The organism is Pseudohaliea rubra DSM 19751 (assembly GCF_000764025.1).
Classification (GTDB): domain Bacteria; phylum Pseudomonadota; class Gammaproteobacteria; order Pseudomonadales; family Halieaceae; genus Pseudohaliea; species Pseudohaliea rubra.
Map to the genome: position 1 here is coordinate 1 of NZ_KN234788.1, position 21,153 is coordinate 21,153.

Genomic DNA, 21,153 nt, shown 5'->3' on the forward strand with positions numbered 1-21,153 from the left:
ATCTTCTACCACGATCGCCAGCTGAACGAGCGTTTCCTCGGGGTTGTGACCTGAGCCGGTCCCGGCAACCCCTTCCATCCACCAGCACGTGAGCAATCCATGCAAGAGGTAAAGCACTTCATCGCCGGGGAGTACTGCGAGTCCTCCCTCGGCCGCACCTTCGACAATATCAACCCCTGCAATGGGGAAAAGATCGGCGTGGTCCACGAGGGTGGTGAGGCGGAGATCAACGCAGCCGTCGCCGCCGCGCGCGAGGCGCTCACCGGTGACTGGGCGCGCATGCCCGAACAGCAGCGGACGGAGGTGCTCCATGCCGTCGCCGACGGCGTCGAGAAGCGCTTCGACGAGTTTCTCGAAGCCGAGTGCCTCGACACCGGCAAGCCCTACAGCATTGCCAGGCACATCGACATTCCCCGCGGCGCCGCCAACTTCCGGGTCTTTGCCGATGCCGTGCGCAGTGTACCGACCGAGGCCTTCCACATGGAAACGCCGGATGGCTCCGGGGCCTACAATATTGCCGTGCGCAAGCCCAAGGGCGTTATCGGTGTCATCAGCCCCTGGAATCTGCCCCTCCTGCTCATGACCTGGAAGGTCGGCCCGGCCCTGGCCTGCGGTAACAGTGTCGTCGTCAAGCCGTCGGAAGAGACCCCCACGACGACCGCGCTCCTCGGCGAGGTCATGAACGAGGCGGGCGTGCCACCGGGCGTATTCAATGTTGTCCACGGCTTCGGGCCTGACTCGGCCGGCGAGTTCCTTACCCGCCACCGGGACGTCGATGCGATCACCTTTACGGGAGAGACCCGCACCGGCGAAGCGATCATGCGCGCGGCCGCAAGCGGCGTGCGGGACGTCTCCTTCGAGCTGGGCGGCAAGAATCCGGCGTTGGTGTTTGCTGATTGCGACATGGACCGGGCGATCGAAGGCACACTGCGCTCCGTCTTCGCCAACTGCGGGCAGGTCTGCCTGGGAACGGAGCGTGTCTACGTCGAGCGCTCGATCTTCGACGAGTTCGTGGGGCGCCTTGCCGAGGCCGCAGGCCGCTACAAGCTCGGCCGCCCGGAAGATCCCGCAACGGATATGGGCCCCCTGGTCTCCCATGAGCATCAGCGCAAGGTCCTTTCCTATTACGAGCTGGCGAAGGAAGAGGGCGCCAACGTGATTATCGGCGGTGGCGTGCCGGCTATGCCCGGCGATCTCGCGAACGGCGCCTGGGTGGAGCCCACGATCTGGACCGGCCTGCCGGAAAGCTCACGCATCGTGCGCGAGGAGATCTTCGGCCCCTGCTGCCACATCCAGCCCTTCGACGACGAGGAAGAGGCGATCCGTCTCGCCAACGACACCCCCTATGGTCTTGCCGCCGCGATCTGGAGCCAGGACGCGTCCCGCGTTTTCCGGGTCACACCGCTCATCGAGGCGGGCATCACCTGGGCCAATGCCTGGTTTCTTCGGGACCTGCGCACGCCCTTCGGCGGCTGCAAGCAGTCGGGCATCGGCCGCGAGGGCGGCGTCCACTCTCTCGAGTTCTACTCCGAGCTCCAGAACATCTGCATCAAGATCTGAACGAGGCTAGCGCATGGCAACCCTGGACAAAGCAACGGTCGACAAGCTCGCGGAGCACCTGGAAAACGCGGAGCTGGAGGCCCGGGACGTCGTCAAGATCACGGACGACTACCCGGTCATGGACTACGAGGACGCCTACAACATCCAGTGGGAAATCCGTCGTCGCAAGGAGAGTCGCGGCCACCGCATCGTCGGCATGAAGATGGGGCTCACCTCCTGGGCCAAGATGGCGCAGATGGGGGTCGAGCAGCCCTGCTACGGCTTCCTCGCCGACTACTTCAGCTGTGAGAGCGGGTCGGCCATCGACACGTCGAAGCTGATTCATCCGAAGGTCGAGGCGGAGATCGCCTTCGTCACGAAAGCGCCGCTGCGCGGCCCCGGCTGCCACGTGGCCGATGTGTTTGCGGCAACGGAGTTCATCTTGCCCGCCGTCGAGGTCATCGATTCCCGCTACCGCGACTTCAAGTTCGACCTGATCAGCGTCTGCGCCGACAACAGCTCCTCCTCCCGCTTCGTGACCGGGGGCCGCCGGCTGCCGGTCGACGCCACGGACCTGACCACCCTCGGCGTGGTCATGGAGAAGAACGGCGAGATCGTCGAGATGAGTACCGGCGCAGCCGTGCTGGGCAACCCGGCGGCCAGCGTGGCGATGCTCGCCAACATGCTGGGTGAGCGCGGCGAGGAGATTCCAGCGGGCACCTTCATCATGACCGGCGGCGTGACCGCGGCTGTGGCCGTGGAGGCTGGTGACGTCATCAACGTGCGCTACCATGAACTCGGCAGCCTCTCCATGAGGTTCGTGTGAACACGGCCGCCCGCAGCGCCCTGCGCGCCGGAGCGCTGCTCGCGCTCCTCGGCATCGCCGCCTGCGAAGCACCGCTGCGGCTCGACGGAGTCGAGGCGAATCGAGCCGAGCCGGTGAAGCGCTATGACACGCTGCAGGCGGCCGCCGCCACGTCCGACAGGTTGGTCGTGGTAAGTTCCGCCGGTGCCGCGCTGGTCTCTCGCGACGATGGGCAGAGCTGGCACCGCGATGCGCTCCCCGGCGCGCCCTCGCTCATTGACGTTACCGCCTGCCCGGGCGGCGAGCTCTTCGCCCTCGACTCGGAGCGCCGCGTCTGGGCCCTTGCCAGTGATGGCAGCTGGCAGAGTGAAAGCCTGCCCACCCCGGAAAGCACGCTCTCCATTCACTGCGCACCGGGCGGGCGGCTCTGGGTTACCGCCGGCTTCGCCACGCTTCTGCACCGCCCGGTCGCCGGTGGCGCCTGGACCGAAGACAGCCTCGGTGACGACCTGCAGTTCACCCGTGTCAAGTTCGTCGATGCCGAGCACGGTTTCGCGGTCGGTGAGTTCGGCACCGTGATCACCAGTAGCGACGGCGGTGACAGCTGGGATTACCTGCCACCGATACCCAATGATTTCTATCCCATGGCTGCCGACTTCCTCGATCCCTTTACGGGCTGGGTCGGCGGCCTCGATGGCGTCATCTGGGAAACCACCGACGGTGGTCAGCAGTGGACACGCCAGGAGACGGGCAGCGCCACGCCGGTCTATCGCATCGAGGCATCGAACGCGGGCGTGGTCGCAGTCGGTGGCGCCGGCAAGTACTACGAGTATGTCGGCGGCAGCTGGGTCAAGCCAGCCAATGCGCCGGAAGTACTCGCCTATTTCCGCGCGGTCGAGCTCCTCGGTCCGGAGCGGATTCTGCTTGCGGGCGCCGGCGGCGCCATGGCGCTGCTGGACCGGTCCACCCCCGTGCGGTCCAACGCGAAGAGAGAGTTAGCCAGTGAATAAGTTCGGTGTGATCAGCAGGTTCTTCCGCCTCATCGAGGTCTGGGTCTTCTATCACCCCAAGACCTTCCTGGCTGCGATTCTCCTGGCGACGGCTTTCTTCGCGACGCGCATTCCCTACGTGCAGATGTACTCTGACTTTGCCGACCTGCTTCCGCAGGAGCATCCCTACATCCAGTTGCATAACGAGGTGAAGGACACCTTCGGCGGCGCCAACAATATCGTCATGGCACTGTCCGTTCGCGAAGGCGACGTGTTCAATACCGAGACCATGGAACGCATCCACGCCCTTACCCAGGGCGTCGACAGCCTTCCCGGGGTGAACCACAACCTGGTGCGCAGCGTGACGCACCGCACGGTGCGCAAGACTTGGCTCACCGAGATGGGCACCATGAACTCCGAGCCCTACTTCGATCCGCTTTACCCGGAAGTCACCGAGGCGGAAGCCGCCGCCCTGCGGCTCGATGTCATGAGCGACCCCTCGGTCTACGGCCTGCTGGTTTCGCCGGACCTGAAGTCCGCGCTGATCAAGGCGACCTTCAACGAGGGCCAGCTCGACTACGTGGCCATCTTCGAGCAGCTCAACGAGCTCAAGGCCGAGGTGCTTGCTGCCGACGGGCCCGCGATCGACGTCTACACCACCGGGCAGCCGGTACTCCTCGGCTGGGTGTACAGCTATCTGGGCCAGATCATGCAGATTTTCCTGCTCACCCTGGGGATTCTGACCGCGCTTCTCGTGCTCTATTTCCGCACCCGCATCTACGGTATCGCCCTGCCCCTGGTCGGCGTTGCGATCTCGGCGACCTGGGGTCTCGGCATCGTATCGATGCTCGGCTACAACCTGGACCCGCTGACCCTGGTGATTCCGTTCCTGATTACGGCGCGAGCCATGTCTCACGGCATCCAGCTGGTCGAGCGCTACTACGTGGAGCTGCCGCACGCCCGGGATAACCACGATGCAGCCCGGCGCACCTTTGAAACGCTGTTCCGGCCGGGCACCCTGGGAATTATTTCCGACGCGGTCGGCCTGCTGCTCATTGCCCTCGGCTCTTCGCCGATCAACGTGAAGCTGGGTATCTACGCGTCGATCTGGGCCTCCACCGTGGTTATCACGGTGCTCATGGCCGTACCGCTCCTGCTTTCCGTGCTGCCCATGGCCCGGGCCCGGGATAATGCGGCCGGGGGCGGGCGCGGTGTTTTCCGCAGCGCTGCCAACCTGGTCATCAGCCGCGCCGGTTCCACCGCGATCATCCTGTTCGCCGTCGCTGTCTATGCCGTCGGTGGCTTCCTGAGCTCGAAGGTACAGATCGGCGAGTCGGAACCCGGCTCGCCGATTCTCTACCCGGACCACGACTACAACGTGTCGTCCAAGAACATCAACGATAACTTCCCGGGCTCCGAGGAGATGTACGTCGTTGTGAGCACCGCAGAGCCCGGCGGTATCAAGCGGCCGGAAGTGCTGAACGCGATCAGGGACTTCCAGCGGCACATGCTGGCCGACCCGGACATGGGCGGCAGCCGGGGCATCACGGACCTGGTGCTGCAGGTGAACCAGATCCTGCATAACAACGATCCGCGCTGGGCCATCATCCCGGATGAGCCGAGCTACGTCGGCGGCCTCCTGTTTGCCTACATGGCATCAAGCCCCATTCCCGGAGCGCTGAAGGAGTTCATCGATACGGACGAGCAGACCGCCAATATCGTCTTCTTCTACAAGGACCACAAGGGCGAGACCCTGCGCCGTGCCATCCACATGGCCAAGACGTGGATCGAAGACCCGGCCAACCAGGTCGAGGGCATGGAAGTGCGCCTCGCCGGGGGGCCCATCGGTGTGACCGCGGCCATCAACGAGGCGGCCTACCAGAGCAACCTGGTCATCATCCCCGCAGCTATGGCGATCATTTTCCTGTTCGTTACGCTGTTCTACTGGTCCCTGCATGCGGGCTGGCTGATGTTTATGGTGATGACCTTCTGCACGGTGGCCACCTATGCCTACATGGGCCTCGTGGGCATCGGCATCGACGTGAATACGGTACCGATCATTGCTGTTGGTATCGGCGTCGGTATCGACTATTCGATCTACATGATGGACCGGGTCCGCGAGGAGACGGCGGCCGCCGCCGGTGACCTGGAGATCGGAGTGCGCAATGCCATCGCCACCACCGGCAAGGCGATCGCTTTCACCGCCACAGCGCTGATCGGTGGGGTGGTTATGTGGGCGCTGGTCTCGGAACTCCGCTTCCAGGCCGACGCCGCGCTGCTGCTGGTGGTCATGCTCGTTCTCAACGCCTGGGCGGCGGGCAATCTTGTCCCCGCCTGGATCGTACGTTTCCGCCCCGGCTTCATCGTCCGGGCGAAACCCCACCAGGAGGAAGGAGAGTCGGCGGCGCTGCCTGCCGGTGCCTGAGGCATTGTCAGTAAGCATCGTCATTACAACGTTGTGCGATACCACGACACAGAGGGTAAACCATGAAAAATAACGTTAAGAGACTGGCCGTCGCGACATCGACGGCACTCCTGGCGGCGGTGGCCGCACAGGGGATCAGCGCGCAGGAACGCTGGGATACTGCCGGCTTCGTCGAGAACGCCACGTTCTATCGCGACGGGTTCGGGCTCTCCAAGTCCCGGAACACGGCCCAGTTCGAGTTCAGCAAGGAATTCGGCAAGAAGATGGGGCTTTCCAACTTCCGCGTCAGCGGTACGCTCCGCGCGACCTATGACGCGGTTTATGACCTTAACGACGATGAATGGGGCGATGGCGCCGGCGGCCCGCGCAGCTTCCAGAACTTCGGCAGCACCACCGCGCAGGCGCTCTTCGGCGGCAACGGTGACTCGCCCTGGGGCTCCTCCATCCTGGGGAATGCTGGCGCCGCCGCCGGCAACCCCATCCCGCCCGGCTTTCTCTTCGATGTGGCGGGGAATCCGAACGAGGGCCTCAAGGTGCTGGGCGAGGACTTCCACGGACCCAATGGCGGGGTAACCATCGGTGTTCCGGTCCGTCCCTGTGACGATGACAGTCGCGGCTGCAACCTCGATGACTACATGGACTTCGACACCAACGACCTGCGCTACCCGGACTTCAACGACCAGCTCGATTTCATCCGGGAACTCTACGTCGAGGGCAGCATTCCCACGGGCACCATGTCTGAACTCTTTCTGCGCATCGGTAAGCAGCAGGTGGTTTGGGGCCGCACGGACCTGTTCCGGGTTCTCGACATCATCAACCCGGTCGATTATCAGCGGCATAATATCTACGACGAGCTGGAGGACATCCGTATTCCCCAATGGATGGCGACGGCAGAGTATCGTTTCGGTGCCATAGGTGGCTTTGACGACCTGAACTTCCAGGCGGTCTGGAACTTCGACCAGTTCCGGCCGAACAATCTGGGCCAGGGTGGCGGGCCCTACAACATTCTCGACGCGGCCTCGTTCTTCCGGGCCATGAACAACTGCTGGGATAACGGTTGTACCGTCTCCAACTTCGTGCCGGCGGCTGCCATCGGTCTAACCGACGATCCGGGCCTGCTCGCCGCAGACTTCGCGCCCGGCGTCATCGGCATCCGCGACGTGGACCTGCCCGACTGGGAGCTCGGCAACACCCAGGGCGGCGTCAAGCTGGAGGGTGTTTACAAGAGCGTTGGCTTCTCGCTCAACTACTATCACTACTTCCAGCAGCTGCCGGTGCTGCGCGGCGGTATTCCCGCCACCAACGCTTTCACCGGCGAGGTTGGCGTCTGGGATCACCTGATCGCCTTCGACGTGAACTTCCCTGAAGTCGACCTCTTCGGCGGTTCCCTCGACTTCTACGTGGATCCGATCAAGTCCGTGTTCCGCGTTGAGGCGGCCTACACCCAGGGCGAGGAAATCCAGAACACGCTGGATCCGCAGCTTTACTCGGAGACGGACATGTTCCGCTGGGTGCTCGGCTGGGACCGCAACACGTTCATCCCCTTCCTCAACAAGACCCGCGCGTTCCTTATCTCTGCCCAGGTCTTCGGTGAGCACGTGCTCGACCACGAGCTGGAGCAGCGCCCGCTTGGCGTCGCCGGTATGCCGAACTGGGAGGACAACTACATCGCCACGCTGCTGATCAAGGGCTGGTACAAGTCCGACACCATCAGCCCGCAGGTCATCATGGCCTGGGACTACGAGGCCGGCGCCGGGACCATCGCGCCATCCGTGGACTGGCTGATCAGCGATAACTGGCGCCTCCTGGTCGGCTTCAACATCAAGGTGGGCGACGACATGGCCGACCAGTCCTTCGACGACTGCCGGACCTGCAACCCGTTCCCGCCCTTCACGGCTACGCCTGCCCACGCAGACCCGTTCCAGTCCGGCTCCGTCGGCCTGTCGGGGATCGAGCCGCTGGGCCGTTTCCGCGCCGGCCCCCTGGGCAGCGCCAGCCAGGAAGACGAGTTCCAGGTCACGCTGCGCTACCGCTTCTAACTTGAGATAACGACAGGGAGATACCCATCATGTTCAGGAAAACACTGTTTGCCGCCAGCCTCGCGCTGGCCGGCACTGCGGCGGCCCAGGCCGCCACCATGGAGGACGTCGAGCGCTCCTTCTACCCCTACAAGGACGGCGTTCCGACGGTCGACGGGCTGACCCCGGGCACGGTGCTCAATGCGGGCAACGTGGATCAGTTCAAGGAGGCGCTGGATCCGGCGCTGTACCAGCACGTGAAAGATGGCTGGGTAGAGATTACGGTCGGTGAGACGACCTCCTTCGACCTTCACCCCAATTACGTGCAGGCCACCCGCGACTCGCTCGGCAAGGTTTCCCTCGGCGACAGCCTCGGCCAGATCAACGGCTTTGTCGCCGGTCGACCGTTCCCGGAAGAACCGTCCATGGATGATCCGCGCGCCGGAGAAAAGCTCGCCTGGAACTACCGCTACGGCTACAACTGGGGCGACAACGCCGCGATCTACCCGTTCTACTGGCGTTACCGCGACATGGACTCCGGCAAGGTGGAGCGGACCATCAAGTTCAACTTCCACTTTCTCAACTATATGCACCGCGTGAACCAGCCGCCGGTACCCGAGTTCGAGGACAACCCCTCAGAGCTGTTCCGCGCCATCTATGTACAGGTGCTGGAACCCTTTGACGTCAAGAACACGCAGCTGCTGATCCACCGGCATGACGATGACCAGGTCGCCGACAACACCTGGCTTTATCTGGGCTTCCAGCGCCGCGTGCGCCGCCTGGCCTCCGGCCAGATCACCGATTCCTTCCTGGGCTCGGACCTGATGATCGAGGACTTCGAAGGCTACAACGGCCGCCTCTCGGACATGAACTGGAGCTACAAGGGCACTGAGAACATTCTGCTGCCGTTCTACAACCACAACAACATGGAGCTGGCGACCGATCTTGAGGATCGCGAGGGCTACCAGTTTGTCGATTTTGGCGGCAAGGGCGGGTGCTTCCCGGAAATCAGCTGGCAGCTGCGCAAAGTCTATGTGCTTGAGTCGGACCCGGTGGACGATAACCACCCGATCAGCAAGCGTGTCCACTACGTCGACGCCCAGACCTTCACCCTGCCCCGGACCCTGACCTATGACCGCAAGGGCGACCTGTGGAAGTCCTGGACCATCGGCCAGGCGCATCCGGACCACCACCTGCCGAAAAACAAGGGCACGGGGGTGTCCATCGACGACGCGTTTTCGATGATCGATGTGCAGGCGTCGCACTGCACCACCGGTCAGTTCAAGGGCCAGGTGGACCCGGAACTGAACCCGGTGAAACTGTTCAGTGTGCAGAACATGCGCGCCACCGGCCGCTAGGTTCATCCAGGCCGACTGGCTCCCCCGCCGCCGTGCGGCGGCGGGGGAGCGTTTTTTCTGCTCCATGACAGGCAGGTGACCATGAACGAACCCATCGATCTCAAGTTTTTCTTCAATTTTCGCAGCCCGTACTGCTACATCGCTTCGAAAACGTTTCTGCCTGCCTTCGACCAGTTCAATATCCGCCTGCACTGGCGCCCGCTGGGGGGCTGGTCGGGCCGTTCCTCGCCGGAACGGGCCAAGGTCAAGGTGCCGCTGACGCGGCAGGATGTGCGCCGCATCACGGCGAAGATGGGCATCCCCATGAATCCGCCGCCGATCACGACCGACCCCACCCGCGCCGGTGCGGTCTCCCTGCTTGCCGAGCAGCGCGGTCTCCTCAGGGAATGGATCGTCGAGATCATGCGCGCCGAATGGGCCGGAGGGCGCGACATTGGTGAGGAGGATGTCCTGGTCGAGGTGGCCTCCGCGATCGGCCTCGACGCCGGCGAGACGCGGGCCGCCTGGGAAGACGCGGGAAAGCTGAAAGTCCTCGACGACAACTGGACCGAGGCCCAGGAGCTCGGCCTGATCGGTGTGCCCAGCGTGCAGATCGGCGACGAGCTTTTCTGGGGCAGCGACCGCCTCGAGTACATCGTCGACCACCTGACCGCGCTACGCGCGCGCCGGGCCTAGGAAACACGCGGCGGCTGCCATGCAGGTCTTCGAGCGAACCGATTGCCCCTTCTGCTGGAAGGTCCGGCTGACGGCGGCAGAGCTCGGTGTCGCCCTCGACCTCATCGCGTCCAGGCCGGGCGACCCGCACCCGGAGGTGAGCCGGCTCAGCCCCACGGCGACGGTCCCGGTGCTCACGGATGGCGATCTGGCTCTCTGGGAGAGCGCCGTGATCTGTGGCTATCTCGACGAGCTCGGCAGCGGTGCTCTCTATGGCAGCACGCCGTCGGCCCGCGCCGCTGTACGGCTGCTCGAGGCCTATTCGGACCGGCTCGCCGCCGAGGGGCTCAAGGATGCGGTCTTCGAGCTGCGGAGCAAGGCACCGGAGGAGCGCGATGCGTCCCGCGTGGAACAGGGATTGGCCCTTTGGGGGGAACGCCTCGCCGAACTCGCCGCGCGTCTCGCCGACAAGCCTTGGTTTGCGGGCTCCTTTTCCGTTGCCGATTGTGCCCTCGGCCCGCGGTTCGGTGTCGCCGAAGCCTACGGTATCGGTACCTTCCGGCGCCACGGCAACCTCGTGGCCTGGTTCGAGCGGCTCAAGGCGCGCCCGGCCTGGCAACAGGCCTACCCTAATCAGTTCATCGGCCTCCCACGGGGCTGAAGCAGAAGGAAGAAGAGAGGATGGAAACATCGCAAATCGATACCCTGGGGCTGGAACTCTACGAGGCCCTGCGGTCCTGCCGGCCGGTGGCGCCGCTGACCGAGCGCTATCCGGAGATCGCGCTTGAGGATGCCTACCAGATCAGCCGCGCCATGCTTGCCCTGCGCGAGCAGCGCGACGGCGAGGTTGTTGTCGGCAAGAAGATCGGCGTCACCAGCAAGCCGGTGCAGGATATGCTCGGGGTGTTCCAGCCTGACTTCGGCTTCCTGACCGATGCGATGCTTTGCCCGGACGGTGCGGAAATCCCCATTGCCGGCCGGCTCGTCGCCCCGCGGGCCGAGGGCGAAATCGCCTTCCGCCTGCGCAAGGACCTCAATGGTCCCGGGGTGACGGAGGCGGATGTGCTCGACGCTACCGAGAGCATTATTCCCTGCTTCGAGATCGTCGATTCGCGCATCGCGGACTGGAAAATCCGCATTCAGGACACGGTGGCGGACAACGCGTCCTGCGGAGTCTACGTTCTCGGGGACACGGAAGTGGACCCGCGGGCCTTCGACCTGCCGAACCTGAAGATGCGCATCTTCCACAACGGCGAACTTCACAGCGAGGGTCTTGGCAGTGCCGTGCAGGGCAACCCGCTCACGGCGGTGGCCTGGCTCGCCAATACGCTGGGCGAGTTCGGCATCCCCTTCCGCGCGGGCGAGGTGATCCTCTCCGGCTCCCTGGCGCCGCTGATCCCGGCGGCGCCGGGGGACCGTTTCGCCCTGGAGCTCGAAGGGGTCGGCGGCTGCAGCTGCAGCTTCCGCTGAAAACAGATACGCGTACACAAGCCAGCGAGAGAACACGTCATGAGCGAGAAAGTGAAGGCGGCCATCATCGGCCCGGGCAACATCGGCACGGACCTGCTGACCAAGGCCATGCGCAGCGAGGTGCTTGAACCGGTGTGGATGGTCGGCGTGGTCCCGGATTCCCCGGGGCTGGCCCGGGCGAAAGAGCTGGGCCTGAAGACCACCGCCGAGGGCGTGGACGGCCTGGTGCCACACATGAAGGAAGACGGCGTTCAGGTCGTCTTCGACGCCACCAGCGCCTACGTACATGCGGAGAACAGCCGCAAGGTGATCGAGCAGGGTGCCATCATGATCGACCTGACGCCAGCGGCTATCGGACCCTTCTGCGTGCCGCCGGTCAACCTCGCCGAGGCCGTGGCGGCGCACACCATGAACGTGAACATGGTGACCTGCGGCGGCCAGGCGACGATTCCCATGGTCGCGGCCGTCAGCCGGGTGCAGCCGGTGGAGTACGCGGAGATCGTCGCGACGGTGAGCTCCAAGTCCGCCGGCCCGGGCACGCGCAAGAACATCGACGAGTTCACCCGTACCACGGCGCGCGGCATCGAGCAGGTCGGCGGCGCGAAAACCGGCAAAGCCATCATCATCATCAACCCGGCCGAGCCGCCGCTGATCATGCGGGACACCGTCCACTGCCTTACCGAGGGACCACCGGACGAGGCCGCGATACGCGAATCGGTCGCTGCGATGCTGGCCGAAGTGCAGCAATACGTACCCGGCTACACCCTGAAGAACGGCCCGGTCTTCGACGGCAACCGCGTCTCGATCTACCTCGAGGTGGAAGGGCTCGGCGACTTCCTGCCCAAGTACGCGGGCAACCTGGACATCATGACCGCCGCGGGGCTGCGCACGGCGGAAATGTATGCCGAAGAGATTCTCGCCGGCACTTTCACCCCCGGCGCCGACGCGGCCTGACGCAAGAGGACACGACCATGGACCTTTCCGGCAAGAAAATCACCGTACACGACATGAGCCTGCGCGACGGCATGCACGCCAAGCGCCACCAGATCTCCGTGGAGGAGATGGTGACCATCGCAGAGGGCATGGACGAAGCCGGCATCCCGATGATCGAGGTGACCCACGGCGACGGCCTCGGTGGTGCTTCCGTGAACTACGGCTTCCCGGCGGCGAGTGACGAGGACTACCTGCGTGCGGTCTGCGGCGCGGTTAAACGCACGAAGGTCTCCGCACTGCTCCTGCCCGGCATCGGCACCGTGGACCACCTGGAGATGGCGCTGGACTGCGGTATCTCGACGATCCGCGTGGCCACGCACTGCACCGAAGCCGACGTGTCCGAGCAGCACCTCACCATGGCGTCGAAGATCGACGGCCTGGATACGGTGGGCTTCCTGATGATGGCGCACATGGCGTCGCCTGAGCAGCTCGTGGAGCAGCTCAAGCTCATGGAAGGCTACGGCGCGAACTGCGTGTACATCACCGACTCGGCCGGCTACATGCTGCCCGACGATGTCACGGCGCGTATCGCCCTGGCGCGGGAGCAGCTGGACCCGGCGACGGAGATCGGCTTCCACGGCCACCACAATCTCGGCATGGGCATCGCCAATTCCCTGGCTGCGGTGGAGGCGGGGGCGACGCGTATCGACGGCTCCCTCGCCGGCCTGGGCGCCGGCGCGGGCAACACGCCGCTCGAGGTTTTCCTGGCGGTTTGCGAGCGCATGGGTGTGGAAACGGGCGTCGACCTGTTCAGGGCCATGGACGTGGCCGAGGACCTCATCGTACCGCTCATGGAGCACATGGTGCGGGTCGATCGCGACTCGCTGACCCTGGGCTTTGCCGGCGTCTATTCGAGCTTCCTGCTCTTCGCCAAGCGCAGCGCCGAGAAATACGGCCTCTCAGCGCGGGATATCCTGGTCGAGCTCGGCCGCCGCGGCACGGTCGGCGGCCAAGAGGACATGATCGAGGACCTCGCCCTCGACATGGCCCGGAACCATGCTTGAGCTCTACACGCACCCGATGTCGCCCTGCGCACAGAAAGTGCGGCTGGTACTTCACGAGAAGGGCCTGGCCTGGACCTCGCACCACGTCGAACTGTCACAGAAGGAGAACCTGCGCCCGGAGTACCTCGCGCTAAATCCTCTGGGCGTGGTGCCGACACTGGTCGATGACGGCAAACCGGTCATCGAATCGAGCATCATTTGTGAGTACCTGGAAGATGCCTTTCCCCGGCCTGCGCTTCGCCCGACGGACCCGCATGCCCGCGCGCGCATGCGCTTCTGGATGAAGCAGGTAGACAGCCGGCTCCATCCCGCCTGTGGCGCGCTGCAGTGGCCGCTGATCATGCGCCCTGCTCTGCTCGAAAAACCCGTCGAGGAGCGCGAGGCGTTGCTGGCGCAGGTCCCCGAAGCGCCGCGCCGGGAGCGCCAGCGCAGGCTGCTTGAGCATGGCCTCGACGCGCCGGATGTTTCCGCCGCAGTCGCCACCTATTGCGAGCTGATCCAGGCCATGGATCGCGCGCTGGCCGAGGGCGAGTGGGTGGCGGGCGACCAGTTTTCGCTGGCCGACGCGAGCCTGGCGCCGTATTTCCAGACTCTGCACCAGTTTGACTGGCTGGATCTTTTCGTCACTAGCGACCGGATCACGCACTGGTACGAACGCTGTCGGGAGCGTGAGTCCTACCGCGAGGCAGTCAGCCGGGACTTTCCGACCGAGACCCTGGCGCAGTTGAGACGGGACGGCCAAGCCGCCCGCGGGCAGGTCGCCGTTCATCTGCCCCCCGCATCCGCGCAGTAGGGCTCCACCGGAGATGGCAGGGGGAATGGCTGTGACCGGCCCGCTAACAGTAGTGGTATCCCGGCGGGTTCAGCGTGGCAGGGAGGCGGATTTCGAGATGCTCAGCACGGCAATGACCGAGCGGGCATCGGCCTTCCCCGGTTACCTCGGTGCGACGATGTTCCGCCCCGCCGCCGCTGAGGACCCGGAATACCGCATCGTCTTCAAATTCCGTGACCGGGAAACGCTGGCGGCCTGGGAATCCTCCGCCGAGCGTGCGGAGCTGCTCGGTGAGATCAAGGCATTGCTGCAGGAGCCCAGCGAACGCGAAGTGCTCTCGGGTATCGTCACCTGGTTCACCCTGCCGGGTCAGAACCCGGTGCAGCCGCCGCCGCGCTACAAGATGACCCTGGTCAGCTGGCTGGCGCTCTACCCCGCCGTGACGCTGGTGTTCCTGCTCTTCGGCGACCTGCTGGCGCGCCTGCCGCTGCCGCTGCGCACCCTCCTGGTGACCGCGGTGGTCATGCTGCTCATGAGCTACGTACTGATGCCGCGCATGACCCGCTGGTTTGCCTTCTGGCTTTTCCCCCGGGGGCGCAGCGACGGCCGCTGAGCGTCGCGCCGCCGTGGTCAGAACCGCCAGCTGTATCCCACCGCCAGGATGTCCTGGTGCATGGTCAGGTCGGCCTCGCCGCCGCCGAAGGCGGGCGGGATAGACCCGTTGCCACGCACCGTGTTTTCAAGCGCCCGCGTGTAAGCGAACGTCCACTCACCCCCTTCGTCGCCGCGGGGCCGCCAGCTCGCGCCGATGCTCGCGTGCTCGTCGATCACACCGGGGGCGAGGATGTTGATGAAGGTCTCGTTCGCGGGAATCGGCTGATCCATGGTGCTGTAGCCGGCGCGCAGCGTGAGCGTGGCGTTCACGCGGTAGCGCACGCCCAGCTTCCACACGTCGCGGTCCTTCCAGCCGAAGCCGGGCCCGTTGTCGGCGCCGAGGGGCACACCGGCGAGCAGCGGTGCCAGCGAATTGGCGACCGCCGGGATATCGCCGTAGCGGATGTGCTGCCAGTCCGCGGCGACCGTCAGCGCGGGTGTCGCCTGCCAGCTAACTCCGGCGCCGTAGTTTTCGGGGATGTCGAAGCTGCCGCCGTCGGCGAACAGCCCCGCGTAGTCGTCGAACCTGTCCATGGCGACCTTCGAGGACCAGGTCGCGCCGAGCGCCACGGTGGGGGTGACCTGGCCGTGCCAGCCGACCTTGACGCCCCAGCCGGTGCTCTCGTCGTGGCCGAGGTCGGTGACGGCGCCGGGCCGGCTGCTGAACACGGGATTGTCGAAGGGACCGAGGCCGCGCGCCTCGAAGCGCTGGTAGGCGCCGGTCACCGCCACGCCGAGGCTGTGGTTGCCGACCCGCCAGGCCACGGAGGGTGTCAGGAAGAGCTGGGCGAGGTCGACGCCGGCGGTGCCCGTGCCGCCGTAGGCCGCGAAGGGATTGCTCTCGTAGCCGGTATTCATGCCGCCATTGCCGTAGAGCGCCACGCCCCAGCTCAGGCCGTTCTCCAGCGCTTTGCTATAGCCGAGCGCCGGCAGCAGGAACCAGGCATCGTCGTTGCCGTCGTAGCTGCCATCGGCGCCGAAGCCGTTACCGCTGATGCGGGCACCGCGGTCCGGGCGGAACCAGGTGGCCTCCACGTCGAAGCGGTCGCCGACCAGCGCCGTCCCGGCGGGGTTGGTGGCCGCCGCCAGGGCGTCCTGGGGCAGCGCAATGCTCACCCCGGCCATGCCCTGGGCGCGCAGGCCCACGCCGTGGGTGAAGTAGCCGTTGGTGGCCAGGGCGGCGGGGGCCGGCAGGTAAGCGGAAGTAAGTGCGGCCGCCGCTAGCGGGGCCGCGGCGGCAATGGATCGCCGTGCCATGGGTGTGACTCCGGTAAGGGCTTGTGGCGGCCGGTCGACCGCGGCGGGAGCATAGCGTCCCGGAGCGGGAAGGTTAAGTAGCGTTTGGTTCTATCCTTAAAACCGGTGCACCCCGCGGGGGCGGGCGTCAGGCTCCGAAGAACGCCGCGGTGCCGGCATCGGCCGGGTACAGGGTCTCGATGCGCATTTCCTCGGCGGTGACGTCCTGCGCCGTGCCGAAGGTGGAGACGACGGTGAACAGGGACAGGCGCCGGTCGCCCGCGTCGATGACCAGGGGCAGTACCGGGAGCAGCCCCGTCTCCGCCCCCGGGCAGGCAGGTGGTTGCGGCGGCGCGGCTTCGAGAGCCTCGAGCATCCGCTGCAGCTCCGGGTCAGCGCTGGCCATGGCCTCCCGGCGGAGCCGCTCGTGCAGGTGCGCAGTCACTTCCGCCCGGTTGACGATGGCGGCGCCCAGCCCGGCCGGGTCCAGAGTTGCTCGTACGAGATTGACGGTTTCGCCGGCGGCCGGCTCGATGCCGAGCCGCGCGAGCAGTCCGGTGGCCGCCCGGTTCGCACCGAGCACGTTCCAGCGGCGGTCCAGCACGAACGCCGGCAGGGGCTCGTGGTGGGCCAGCAGGCGCTCCAGCGCTTGCCGCACCGGTGCCATGTCCTTCGCTTCAAGCCCGGACTCGCGGTAACGGGGTGCGAAACCGGCGGCCTGCAGGAGCAGGTTGCGGTCGCGCAGCGGTACCTCGAGCGCCTCGCAGAGGCGCAGCACCATGGCCGGGCTCGGTCGGCTCCGGCCGGTCTCCAGACAGCTCAGGTGGCGCTGGGAGATGCCCGCGGTGAGGGCGAGGTCCAGCTGCGACAGGCGCCGGCGTCGGCGCCAGGCGCGGCACAACCCTGGAAAGGATGCGGCGTCCATTGTCGGGTTTCCTTCTCCCGGTGGCATCGTTCCGGCAGCATCGCCTGGAGCCGGGACTGTAGACAATGACCTCCGAGGTCGTTGCGGCGATCACTCCCGGGCGGAATGCTTTTCCGGAACGTCACTGTGGAGGACCTCGCGATGAGACGACGAAGTCTCGCCCTTTTCCTGCTCATCCCCTTTGCCGCCTACTCGGCCTATGCACTCTATGCCGTGGGCCTCGGTGGCATCCTCTCGGCCCACGCCAGTGTCGGTGGCGTGCAGGTCTTCGCGGATCTGGTCATCGCGCTGCTGCTGGTGCTGAGCTTCCTGGTGCCCCACGCGCGCGCCCGGGGCCGCCGCGCCTGGCCCTGGGTGCTGCTGACCCTGGCCCTCGGTTCGCCGGGCCCGCTCTGCTACTTCGCCTTTGCTGCCGGCGATGACTAGGGCGGCCGGTCAGTTACCGACGGTGAGCAGGTACTCGGCCACGGCGAGGCGCACCTCCGGGTCGAGGTAATCCTGCGGCGGCATTTCCGGGAACGTGGGCCGCTTCTTCACCGGGTTGGCGATGTAGGCGGCGAGGCCCTCCGGGTCGTCCTTATACATGGCCTGAATCATCTCCACCGGCGGACCGATAAGGATGCCCTTGTAGCTGTGGCAGCCGGTGCAGATACCGAGGTAGGTGAGCTTGCCCTGCTCCGAGGGATCGATCTTTCGCGGCGGTACGGGCTCCGGCAGCAGGTAGCTGTCGATATTGTCTGTGTTGGCGAAAGCGCAATCGGTGAAACTGCCGAGGCCCACCGTGGTGTAGCGGTGCCGGTTGCGGATGCAGCTGTCGCGGACTTCGCCGGCGCGGACGATGTCCGGGGTGCCCCGGGTCATCGTCGCGAGCATGAGCGCGCGGACCTCATCGATGGTGTCATAGCCGTTGTTGAGCATCAGGTTGTCGAGGATCGCGATCCGGTCCGGTGCCGGGTCGGCGTCCGGGTCGGCGGTGATGTTCGAGGCGTTGCCGTGGTCCACCACGAGGATGCCTGCGGTCTGGTGGTCGCGGATGATGTTGCCCTCGATCACCACCTCGTCCGCGGCCATGATCAGCACCCCGGTGCCTGCCGGGATACCCGCGACCGTGGAACCCGGGGCGCCGAAGTTCGGGGTATTGTTGTCGACGATGAAATTGTTGCGGATGATCACGTCGCGGGTGGTCTTGATCGGCAGCCCCGGCGTGATGAAGGCGAGGATGCCGCCGGTGTTGTGATGCACGTAGTTGTTCTCGACGATGGCGTGGCGGCTGTTTTCGATCTCGATGCCGGCGACGGAATCGAACACCTCGTTCCCCGCCACGTGAATGTTGTCGCTCATGCCCACGTAGATGGCCGCGTCCTCGATGCCGGAGACCACGTTGTCCTCGACGATGCCGTTCTGGCCGAGCTGCGGGAAGATGCCGTAGACCCCGGTGTCGATAATCAGGTTGTTGCGGAGCTCGAAGTTGTTCCCCGCCTGTCCCATGATCCCGTTGCCCTTGTAGTTGGTGATCTTGAGATTCTCCACCACGATATCGTTGCCGGAGTAGAGGATGGCGTCGTTGAGACGCTTTTCCCCCTCCAGCGTCGGCCAGCGGCCCTGCTCGATCACCCCGATGAGGCTGATCGCGTCCTTGTCGATATAGACAGTCTCGCGGTAAGTGCCCGGGAAGATGCGGATCGTGTCGCCGGGTTCCGCGGCATTGATGGCATCCTGGATCGCCTCGCCGTCGCGCACCTGGTGCACGGTGCCGCCCCCGCGCCGCGCGGTTGCTGCCCGGGCATCCGGTTCGGCGCTGCGGAAGCCACCGCCGTAGCTGCCGCCCTCGTCGCGAGCGGCGATGATGGTGGTGGACTGCTGCTTGCCGATCCAGAGGCCGCCGCCGAAGGCGACGACCAGGACGAGCAGGGTCAGGATGAGCTTGCCTGCTTTCATGGGGCTTCTCCCGTGGGGGTAAGGGCTGCGCGGGCGGAGCGGCCGCCGGGCGTAAGACCCGAGGGTACGCGCGTCGGCACGCGGGGCAGGAATCGTTCATCGGTCAGCGTGCCCAGAAAAGCCACGAGCTGGTCGAGTTCATGCGCCGCGAGTTCCGGGCTGACGATATGCCAGTGCAGCTGCAGGGGTTCGTCTTCCGGCACGGCGTGGCCACGCCCATCGTTATAAAAGGCGACCACCTCTGCCAGGGTCTCGAAGCGCCCCGAATGCATGTAGGGCGCTGTGCGGGCGATATTGCGCAGCGTCGGCACCTTGAAGGCGCCGCGCAGCTTCGGGCTGCCGAAGGTGGCCTGGGCACCGATGTCGCGGGGCAGGCCTTCCGGCTCCGGGGTACCGATGACCGCTACCTGCTGGTTCGTAAACAGCGGTGGCGTGTGGCACTCGGCGCACCGCGCCACGAAGGAGCGAAAGACGTTGAGGCCGGCGATCTCCTCGGCGTCCAGGGCATTATGGTCGCCGTGAGCGTAGCGGTCATAGCGGCTGTTCAGGGAGATCAGGGACGCTTCGAAGGCGGCCAGCGCCGTGTAGACCTGTGCGGTGTCGATGGGGCCGCTGCCGGCGCCGAAGGCCGCGCGGAACAGCGCCGGGTACTCGGCGTTGTTCCGGAGCGCCGCGAGCAGGTCGTCGGGGTTGTTACCCATCTCTCCGGCCGCATAGAGGGGGCCTGGCAGCTGTGCCTCGAGGGACTCGGCGCGAGCGTCCCAGAAGAAACGTGACAGGAAGGCACTGTTCCACAGGGTGGGCGCGCCCCGGGAGAGCGTTTCCCCGTGCAGACCGGTACTGCGGCCGCGACCGTCGGCGAGGCCCAGCGCTGGATCGTGACAGCTGGCGCAGGACACGCTGCCGTCAGCCGACAGGATCGGATCGAAGAACAGGTAGCGCCCGAGGTCGATCTGCTGTGCCGTGAAGCCGTCGCGGCGCGGTGGCAGCCCTGTACGTGTGCCGCCGACGCCCCGGCCCCGGAGGGAGCCGTACTGGTCGTAGAGCGTGACCATGCGGCAGACGTCATCAGCCAGTCGCTCGAACCCCGGCGGGCAGTTCTCGCTCAGCCGAAAACCACCGGCGCTGGCCGGCAGGGCGAGAAACAGCAGCATCGCGGCCAGGCGCCGCGTCCTGCGTAGCTCCATCGCTACCCCCTGGGCGGATTATTGTTCCGGGCGGGGTATCGCTCCCGCCCCTGGCCAGCCCGATGCAGACCGGCCGGACCGTGCCCGACGGCCGCTACTTGTTGGCCGCCTGGTACTCGCGGACCGCGGTGTTGAAATTGCCTGCCACGGTTTCCTCGGTGGAAACGGCCTCGTTGTAGGCCTCCACTGCAGTTGCATAGGTTTCCCGGGCGGCAGCGCGGGCGTCTTTCGTTTCCGCGGTCTCGCTCGCTTCCTTGGCGGCTGTGATACGCCCCTCGACGCACTTCATGTAGTCGATATTGGCCTCCTGGAAGGTTTTCACGGCCTTCTGGCCCGCCAGCATTTCCTCCATGGAGGCGCTGGCCCCCTCCGGTAGCGACGGCGCTCCCGGTGCCGTGCACTCGGCGAAGGCCGGTGCTGCGGTCAGAGCCCCGGCGAGGACAGCGATTTTTATCGGTTGCATGGGTTGGTTTCCTCCTTGCGCTTCGGCGGGCGCCTGGCGCCCGCCCTGTTATTCTCTACCGACCCAGAGGGGTGGCAGCTGGTAAGTCGCCGCCAGACGGCGGGCGACAGCATCGGCCTCGTCACGGCTGCCGACGTCTACGACGCGCACGCGGTAAATCGTGCGCCCGTTCGCTTTCGCATCCTGCACGACCACGCGGCCGGCGTCCACCGACAGCTCGGCGGCGCGGCGGCGGGCGGTGCCCAGCTCCGCGTAGGAGCTGAAATTCACGAACCAGGTCTCCCCGCCGGGCGCCGCCGCAGTGGCTGCCGGTGCCGGCGCTGGGGGTTCCGGCTTTTCCGGCGAGGCCGCTGTCGCCGGCGCTGGCTGGTCTTCCAGGCCCGCCGCCCGGGTTTCCTCCGCAGTGTCGACCTGGGCTCCGCCGCCGTTGGCTGCGTCGAGGCGGCCTTTAAGGTCGCCGATACGTGCCCGCAGCGCGCTGTTTTCCTGCGCCAGGGCCGCCAGCTCACCCTCGAGATCGGCCAGTCGCTCTGGCGTAGCTGCGGTGCCGGCGACCGGGCGGGCCTCCGATGGCGCACTGCCGGCGGTGGCGAGGCGCGCCTGCAGGTCGTGGATTTCCTCGCGCAGCGCGGCACGTTCGGCGATGACGCCGTAGCCGCCTACGGCAACAAGGATGAGTGCCAGGCCGCCCATGGCCAGCAGCGCCAGCGGCCAGCGGCGGCC

Annotated in this window: 20 protein-coding genes; 14 read left to right on the forward strand and 6 right to left on the reverse strand. The window is 66.0% G+C overall.

The annotated features are described in order from the left end of the window. Positions 1–99: 99 nt before the first annotated feature. The 13 genes from HRUBRA_RS12750 (at position 100) to HRUBRA_RS12810 (ending at position 14,640) form a co-directional block, all read left to right on the forward strand. A complete protein-coding gene (locus tag HRUBRA_RS12750) occupies positions 100–1,560 on the forward strand; it encodes a 2-hydroxymuconic semialdehyde dehydrogenase (RefSeq protein WP_035517774.1) in 1,461 nt (486 codons plus the stop codon). A gap of 13 nt (positions 1,561–1,573) precedes the next feature. Continuing rightward, on the forward strand, positions 1,574–2,365 hold the full coding sequence (gene dmpH, locus HRUBRA_RS12755; RefSeq protein WP_035517776.1) for a 2-oxo-3-hexenedioate decarboxylase: 792 nt from the start codon (positions 1,574–1,576) through the stop codon (positions 2,363–2,365). After that, on the forward strand, positions 2,362–3,354 hold the full coding sequence (locus HRUBRA_RS12760) for a sialidase family protein (protein ID WP_052094853.1): 993 nt from the start codon (positions 2,362–2,364) through the stop codon (positions 3,352–3,354). Before dmpH ends, HRUBRA_RS12760 begins: the two co-directional genes overlap by 4 nt. Then, positions 3,347–5,758: an efflux RND transporter permease subunit gene (locus tag HRUBRA_RS12765; RefSeq protein WP_236629872.1), complete on the forward strand. Its 2,412-nt coding sequence runs from the start codon at positions 3,347–3,349 to the stop codon at positions 5,756–5,758. The genes HRUBRA_RS12760 and HRUBRA_RS12765 overlap by 8 nt, the downstream gene beginning before the upstream one ends. Positions 5,759–5,820: 62 nt before the next feature. Then, the gene (locus tag HRUBRA_RS12770; protein WP_035517778.1) at positions 5,821–7,797 is read left to right on the forward strand and encodes a DUF1302 family protein; all 1,977 of its coding nucleotides are present in this window, start codon (positions 5,821–5,823) and stop codon (positions 7,795–7,797) included. Between the two features lie 29 nt (positions 7,798–7,826). Further along, positions 7,827–9,134, forward strand: coding sequence for a DUF1329 domain-containing protein (locus HRUBRA_RS12775; protein WP_035517779.1), 1,308 nt, complete (start codon positions 7,827–7,829; stop codon positions 9,132–9,134). A gap of 81 nt (positions 9,135–9,215) precedes the next feature. Further along, the gene (locus HRUBRA_RS12780) at positions 9,216–9,809 is read left to right on the forward strand and encodes a 2-hydroxychromene-2-carboxylate isomerase (protein ID WP_035517781.1); all 594 of its coding nucleotides are present in this window, start codon (positions 9,216–9,218) and stop codon (positions 9,807–9,809) included. Between the two features lie 19 nt (positions 9,810–9,828). Next, positions 9,829–10,449, forward strand: a complete 621-nt coding sequence (locus HRUBRA_RS12785; protein ID WP_035517782.1) for a glutathione S-transferase family protein — start codon at positions 9,829–9,831, stop codon at positions 10,447–10,449. 20 nt (positions 10,450–10,469) lie between these two features. Next, positions 10,470–11,258, forward strand: coding sequence for a fumarylacetoacetate hydrolase family protein (locus HRUBRA_RS12790; protein WP_035517784.1), 789 nt, complete (start codon positions 10,470–10,472; stop codon positions 11,256–11,258). Positions 11,259–11,297: 39 nt separating this feature from the next. Continuing rightward, positions 11,298–12,212 (forward strand): acetaldehyde dehydrogenase (acetylating), encoded by a 915-nt coding sequence (locus HRUBRA_RS12795; RefSeq protein ID WP_035517786.1) that lies wholly within the window; start codon positions 11,298–11,300, stop codon positions 12,210–12,212. 17 nt (positions 12,213–12,229) lie between these two features. Beyond that, a complete protein-coding gene (gene dmpG, locus HRUBRA_RS12800) occupies positions 12,230–13,255 on the forward strand; it encodes a 4-hydroxy-2-oxovalerate aldolase (protein ID WP_035517788.1) in 1,026 nt (341 codons plus the stop codon). Then, a complete protein-coding gene (locus HRUBRA_RS12805) occupies positions 13,248–14,048 on the forward strand; it encodes a glutathione S-transferase family protein (protein ID WP_035517790.1) in 801 nt (266 codons plus the stop codon). The genes dmpG and HRUBRA_RS12805 overlap by 8 nt, the downstream gene beginning before the upstream one ends. A gap of 25 nt (positions 14,049–14,073) precedes the next feature. Next, entirely contained in the window at positions 14,074–14,640 is a 567-nt protein-coding gene (locus HRUBRA_RS12810; protein WP_201771609.1) for an antibiotic biosynthesis monooxygenase, read from the forward strand. 17 nt (positions 14,641–14,657) lie between these two features. Here the strand turns inward: HRUBRA_RS12810 and HRUBRA_RS12815 are convergent, their stop codons facing one another. Both HRUBRA_RS12815 and HRUBRA_RS12820 read right to left on the reverse strand, forming a co-directional pair. Continuing rightward, complete coding sequence (locus HRUBRA_RS12815) at positions 14,658–15,938, reverse strand: OmpP1/FadL family transporter (RefSeq protein WP_035517795.1); 1,281 nt, start codon at positions 15,936–15,938, stop codon at positions 14,658–14,660. Positions 15,939–16,065: 127 nt separating this feature from the next. Beyond that, positions 16,066–16,842, reverse strand: coding sequence for a helix-turn-helix domain-containing protein (locus tag HRUBRA_RS12820; protein WP_035517797.1), 777 nt, complete (start codon positions 16,840–16,842; stop codon positions 16,066–16,068). Between the two features lie 141 nt (positions 16,843–16,983). On the opposite strand from HRUBRA_RS12820, the gene HRUBRA_RS12825 reads away from it, so the two are divergent. Then, positions 16,984–17,268, forward strand: a complete 285-nt coding sequence (locus HRUBRA_RS12825; RefSeq protein WP_035517809.1) for a hypothetical protein — start codon at positions 16,984–16,986, stop codon at positions 17,266–17,268. A gap of 9 nt (positions 17,269–17,277) precedes the next feature. Here the strand turns inward: HRUBRA_RS12825 and HRUBRA_RS12830 are convergent, their stop codons facing one another. From HRUBRA_RS12830 to HRUBRA_RS14785, 4 genes are all read right to left on the reverse strand, one after another. Next, positions 17,278–18,780 (reverse strand): parallel beta-helix domain-containing protein, encoded by a 1,503-nt coding sequence (locus HRUBRA_RS12830; RefSeq protein WP_035517799.1) that lies wholly within the window; start codon positions 18,778–18,780, stop codon positions 17,278–17,280. Further along, complete coding sequence (locus HRUBRA_RS12835) at positions 18,777–19,967, reverse strand: cytochrome-c peroxidase (protein ID WP_052094857.1); 1,191 nt, start codon at positions 19,965–19,967, stop codon at positions 18,777–18,779. Before HRUBRA_RS12835 ends, HRUBRA_RS12830 begins: the two co-directional genes overlap by 4 nt. A 94-nt stretch (positions 19,968–20,061) precedes the next feature. Continuing rightward, the gene (locus tag HRUBRA_RS12840; protein ID WP_035517801.1) at positions 20,062–20,430 is read right to left on the reverse strand and encodes a hypothetical protein; all 369 of its coding nucleotides are present in this window, start codon (positions 20,428–20,430) and stop codon (positions 20,062–20,064) included. A gap of 48 nt (positions 20,431–20,478) precedes the next feature. Continuing rightward, a partial coding sequence (locus HRUBRA_RS14785) for an SPOR domain-containing protein (RefSeq protein WP_201771610.1) occupies positions 20,479–21,153 on the reverse strand: 675 nt, incomplete at its 5' end.

Excerpts from the sequence above, each read along its gene's own strand:
- HRUBRA_RS12750 (WP_035517774.1), top strand. The coding sequence starts at position 100 with ATGCAAGAGGTAAAGCACTTCATCGCCGGGGAGTACTGCGAGTCCTCC.
- dmpH (WP_035517776.1), top strand. The coding sequence starts at position 1,574 with ATGGCAACCCTGGACAAAGCAACGGTCGACAAGCTCGCGGAGCACCTG.
- HRUBRA_RS12770 (WP_035517778.1), top strand. The coding sequence starts at position 5,821 with ATGAAAAATAACGTTAAGAGACTGGCCGTCGCGACATCGACGGCACTC.
- HRUBRA_RS12775 (WP_035517779.1), top strand. The coding sequence starts at position 7,827 with ATGTTCAGGAAAACACTGTTTGCCGCCAGCCTCGCGCTGGCCGGCACT.
- HRUBRA_RS12780 (WP_035517781.1), top strand. The coding sequence starts at position 9,216 with ATGAACGAACCCATCGATCTCAAGTTTTTCTTCAATTTTCGCAGCCCG.
- HRUBRA_RS12785 (WP_035517782.1), top strand. The coding sequence starts at position 9,829 with ATGCAGGTCTTCGAGCGAACCGATTGCCCCTTCTGCTGGAAGGTCCGG.
- HRUBRA_RS12790 (WP_035517784.1), top strand. The coding sequence starts at position 10,470 with ATGGAAACATCGCAAATCGATACCCTGGGGCTGGAACTCTACGAGGCC.
- HRUBRA_RS12795 (WP_035517786.1), top strand. The coding sequence starts at position 11,298 with ATGAGCGAGAAAGTGAAGGCGGCCATCATCGGCCCGGGCAACATCGGC.
- dmpG (WP_035517788.1), top strand. The coding sequence starts at position 12,230 with ATGGACCTTTCCGGCAAGAAAATCACCGTACACGACATGAGCCTGCGC.
- HRUBRA_RS12805 (WP_035517790.1), top strand. The coding sequence starts at position 13,248 with ATGCTTGAGCTCTACACGCACCCGATGTCGCCCTGCGCACAGAAAGTG.
- HRUBRA_RS12810 (WP_201771609.1), top strand. The coding sequence starts at position 14,074 with ATGGCTGTGACCGGCCCGCTAACAGTAGTGGTATCCCGGCGGGTTCAG.
- HRUBRA_RS12815 (WP_035517795.1), bottom strand. The coding sequence starts at position 15,938 with ATGGCACGGCGATCCATTGCCGCCGCGGCCCCGCTAGCGGCGGCCGCA.
- HRUBRA_RS12820 (WP_035517797.1), bottom strand. The coding sequence starts at position 16,842 with ATGGACGCCGCATCCTTTCCAGGGTTGTGCCGCGCCTGGCGCCGACGC.
- HRUBRA_RS12825 (WP_035517809.1), top strand. The coding sequence starts at position 16,984 with ATGAGACGACGAAGTCTCGCCCTTTTCCTGCTCATCCCCTTTGCCGCC.
- HRUBRA_RS12830 (WP_035517799.1), bottom strand. The coding sequence starts at position 18,780 with ATGAAAGCAGGCAAGCTCATCCTGACCCTGCTCGTCCTGGTCGTCGCC.
- HRUBRA_RS12835 (WP_052094857.1), bottom strand. The coding sequence starts at position 19,967 with ATGGAGCTACGCAGGACGCGGCGCCTGGCCGCGATGCTGCTGTTTCTC.
- HRUBRA_RS12840 (WP_035517801.1), bottom strand. The coding sequence starts at position 20,430 with ATGCAACCGATAAAAATCGCTGTCCTCGCCGGGGCTCTGACCGCAGCA.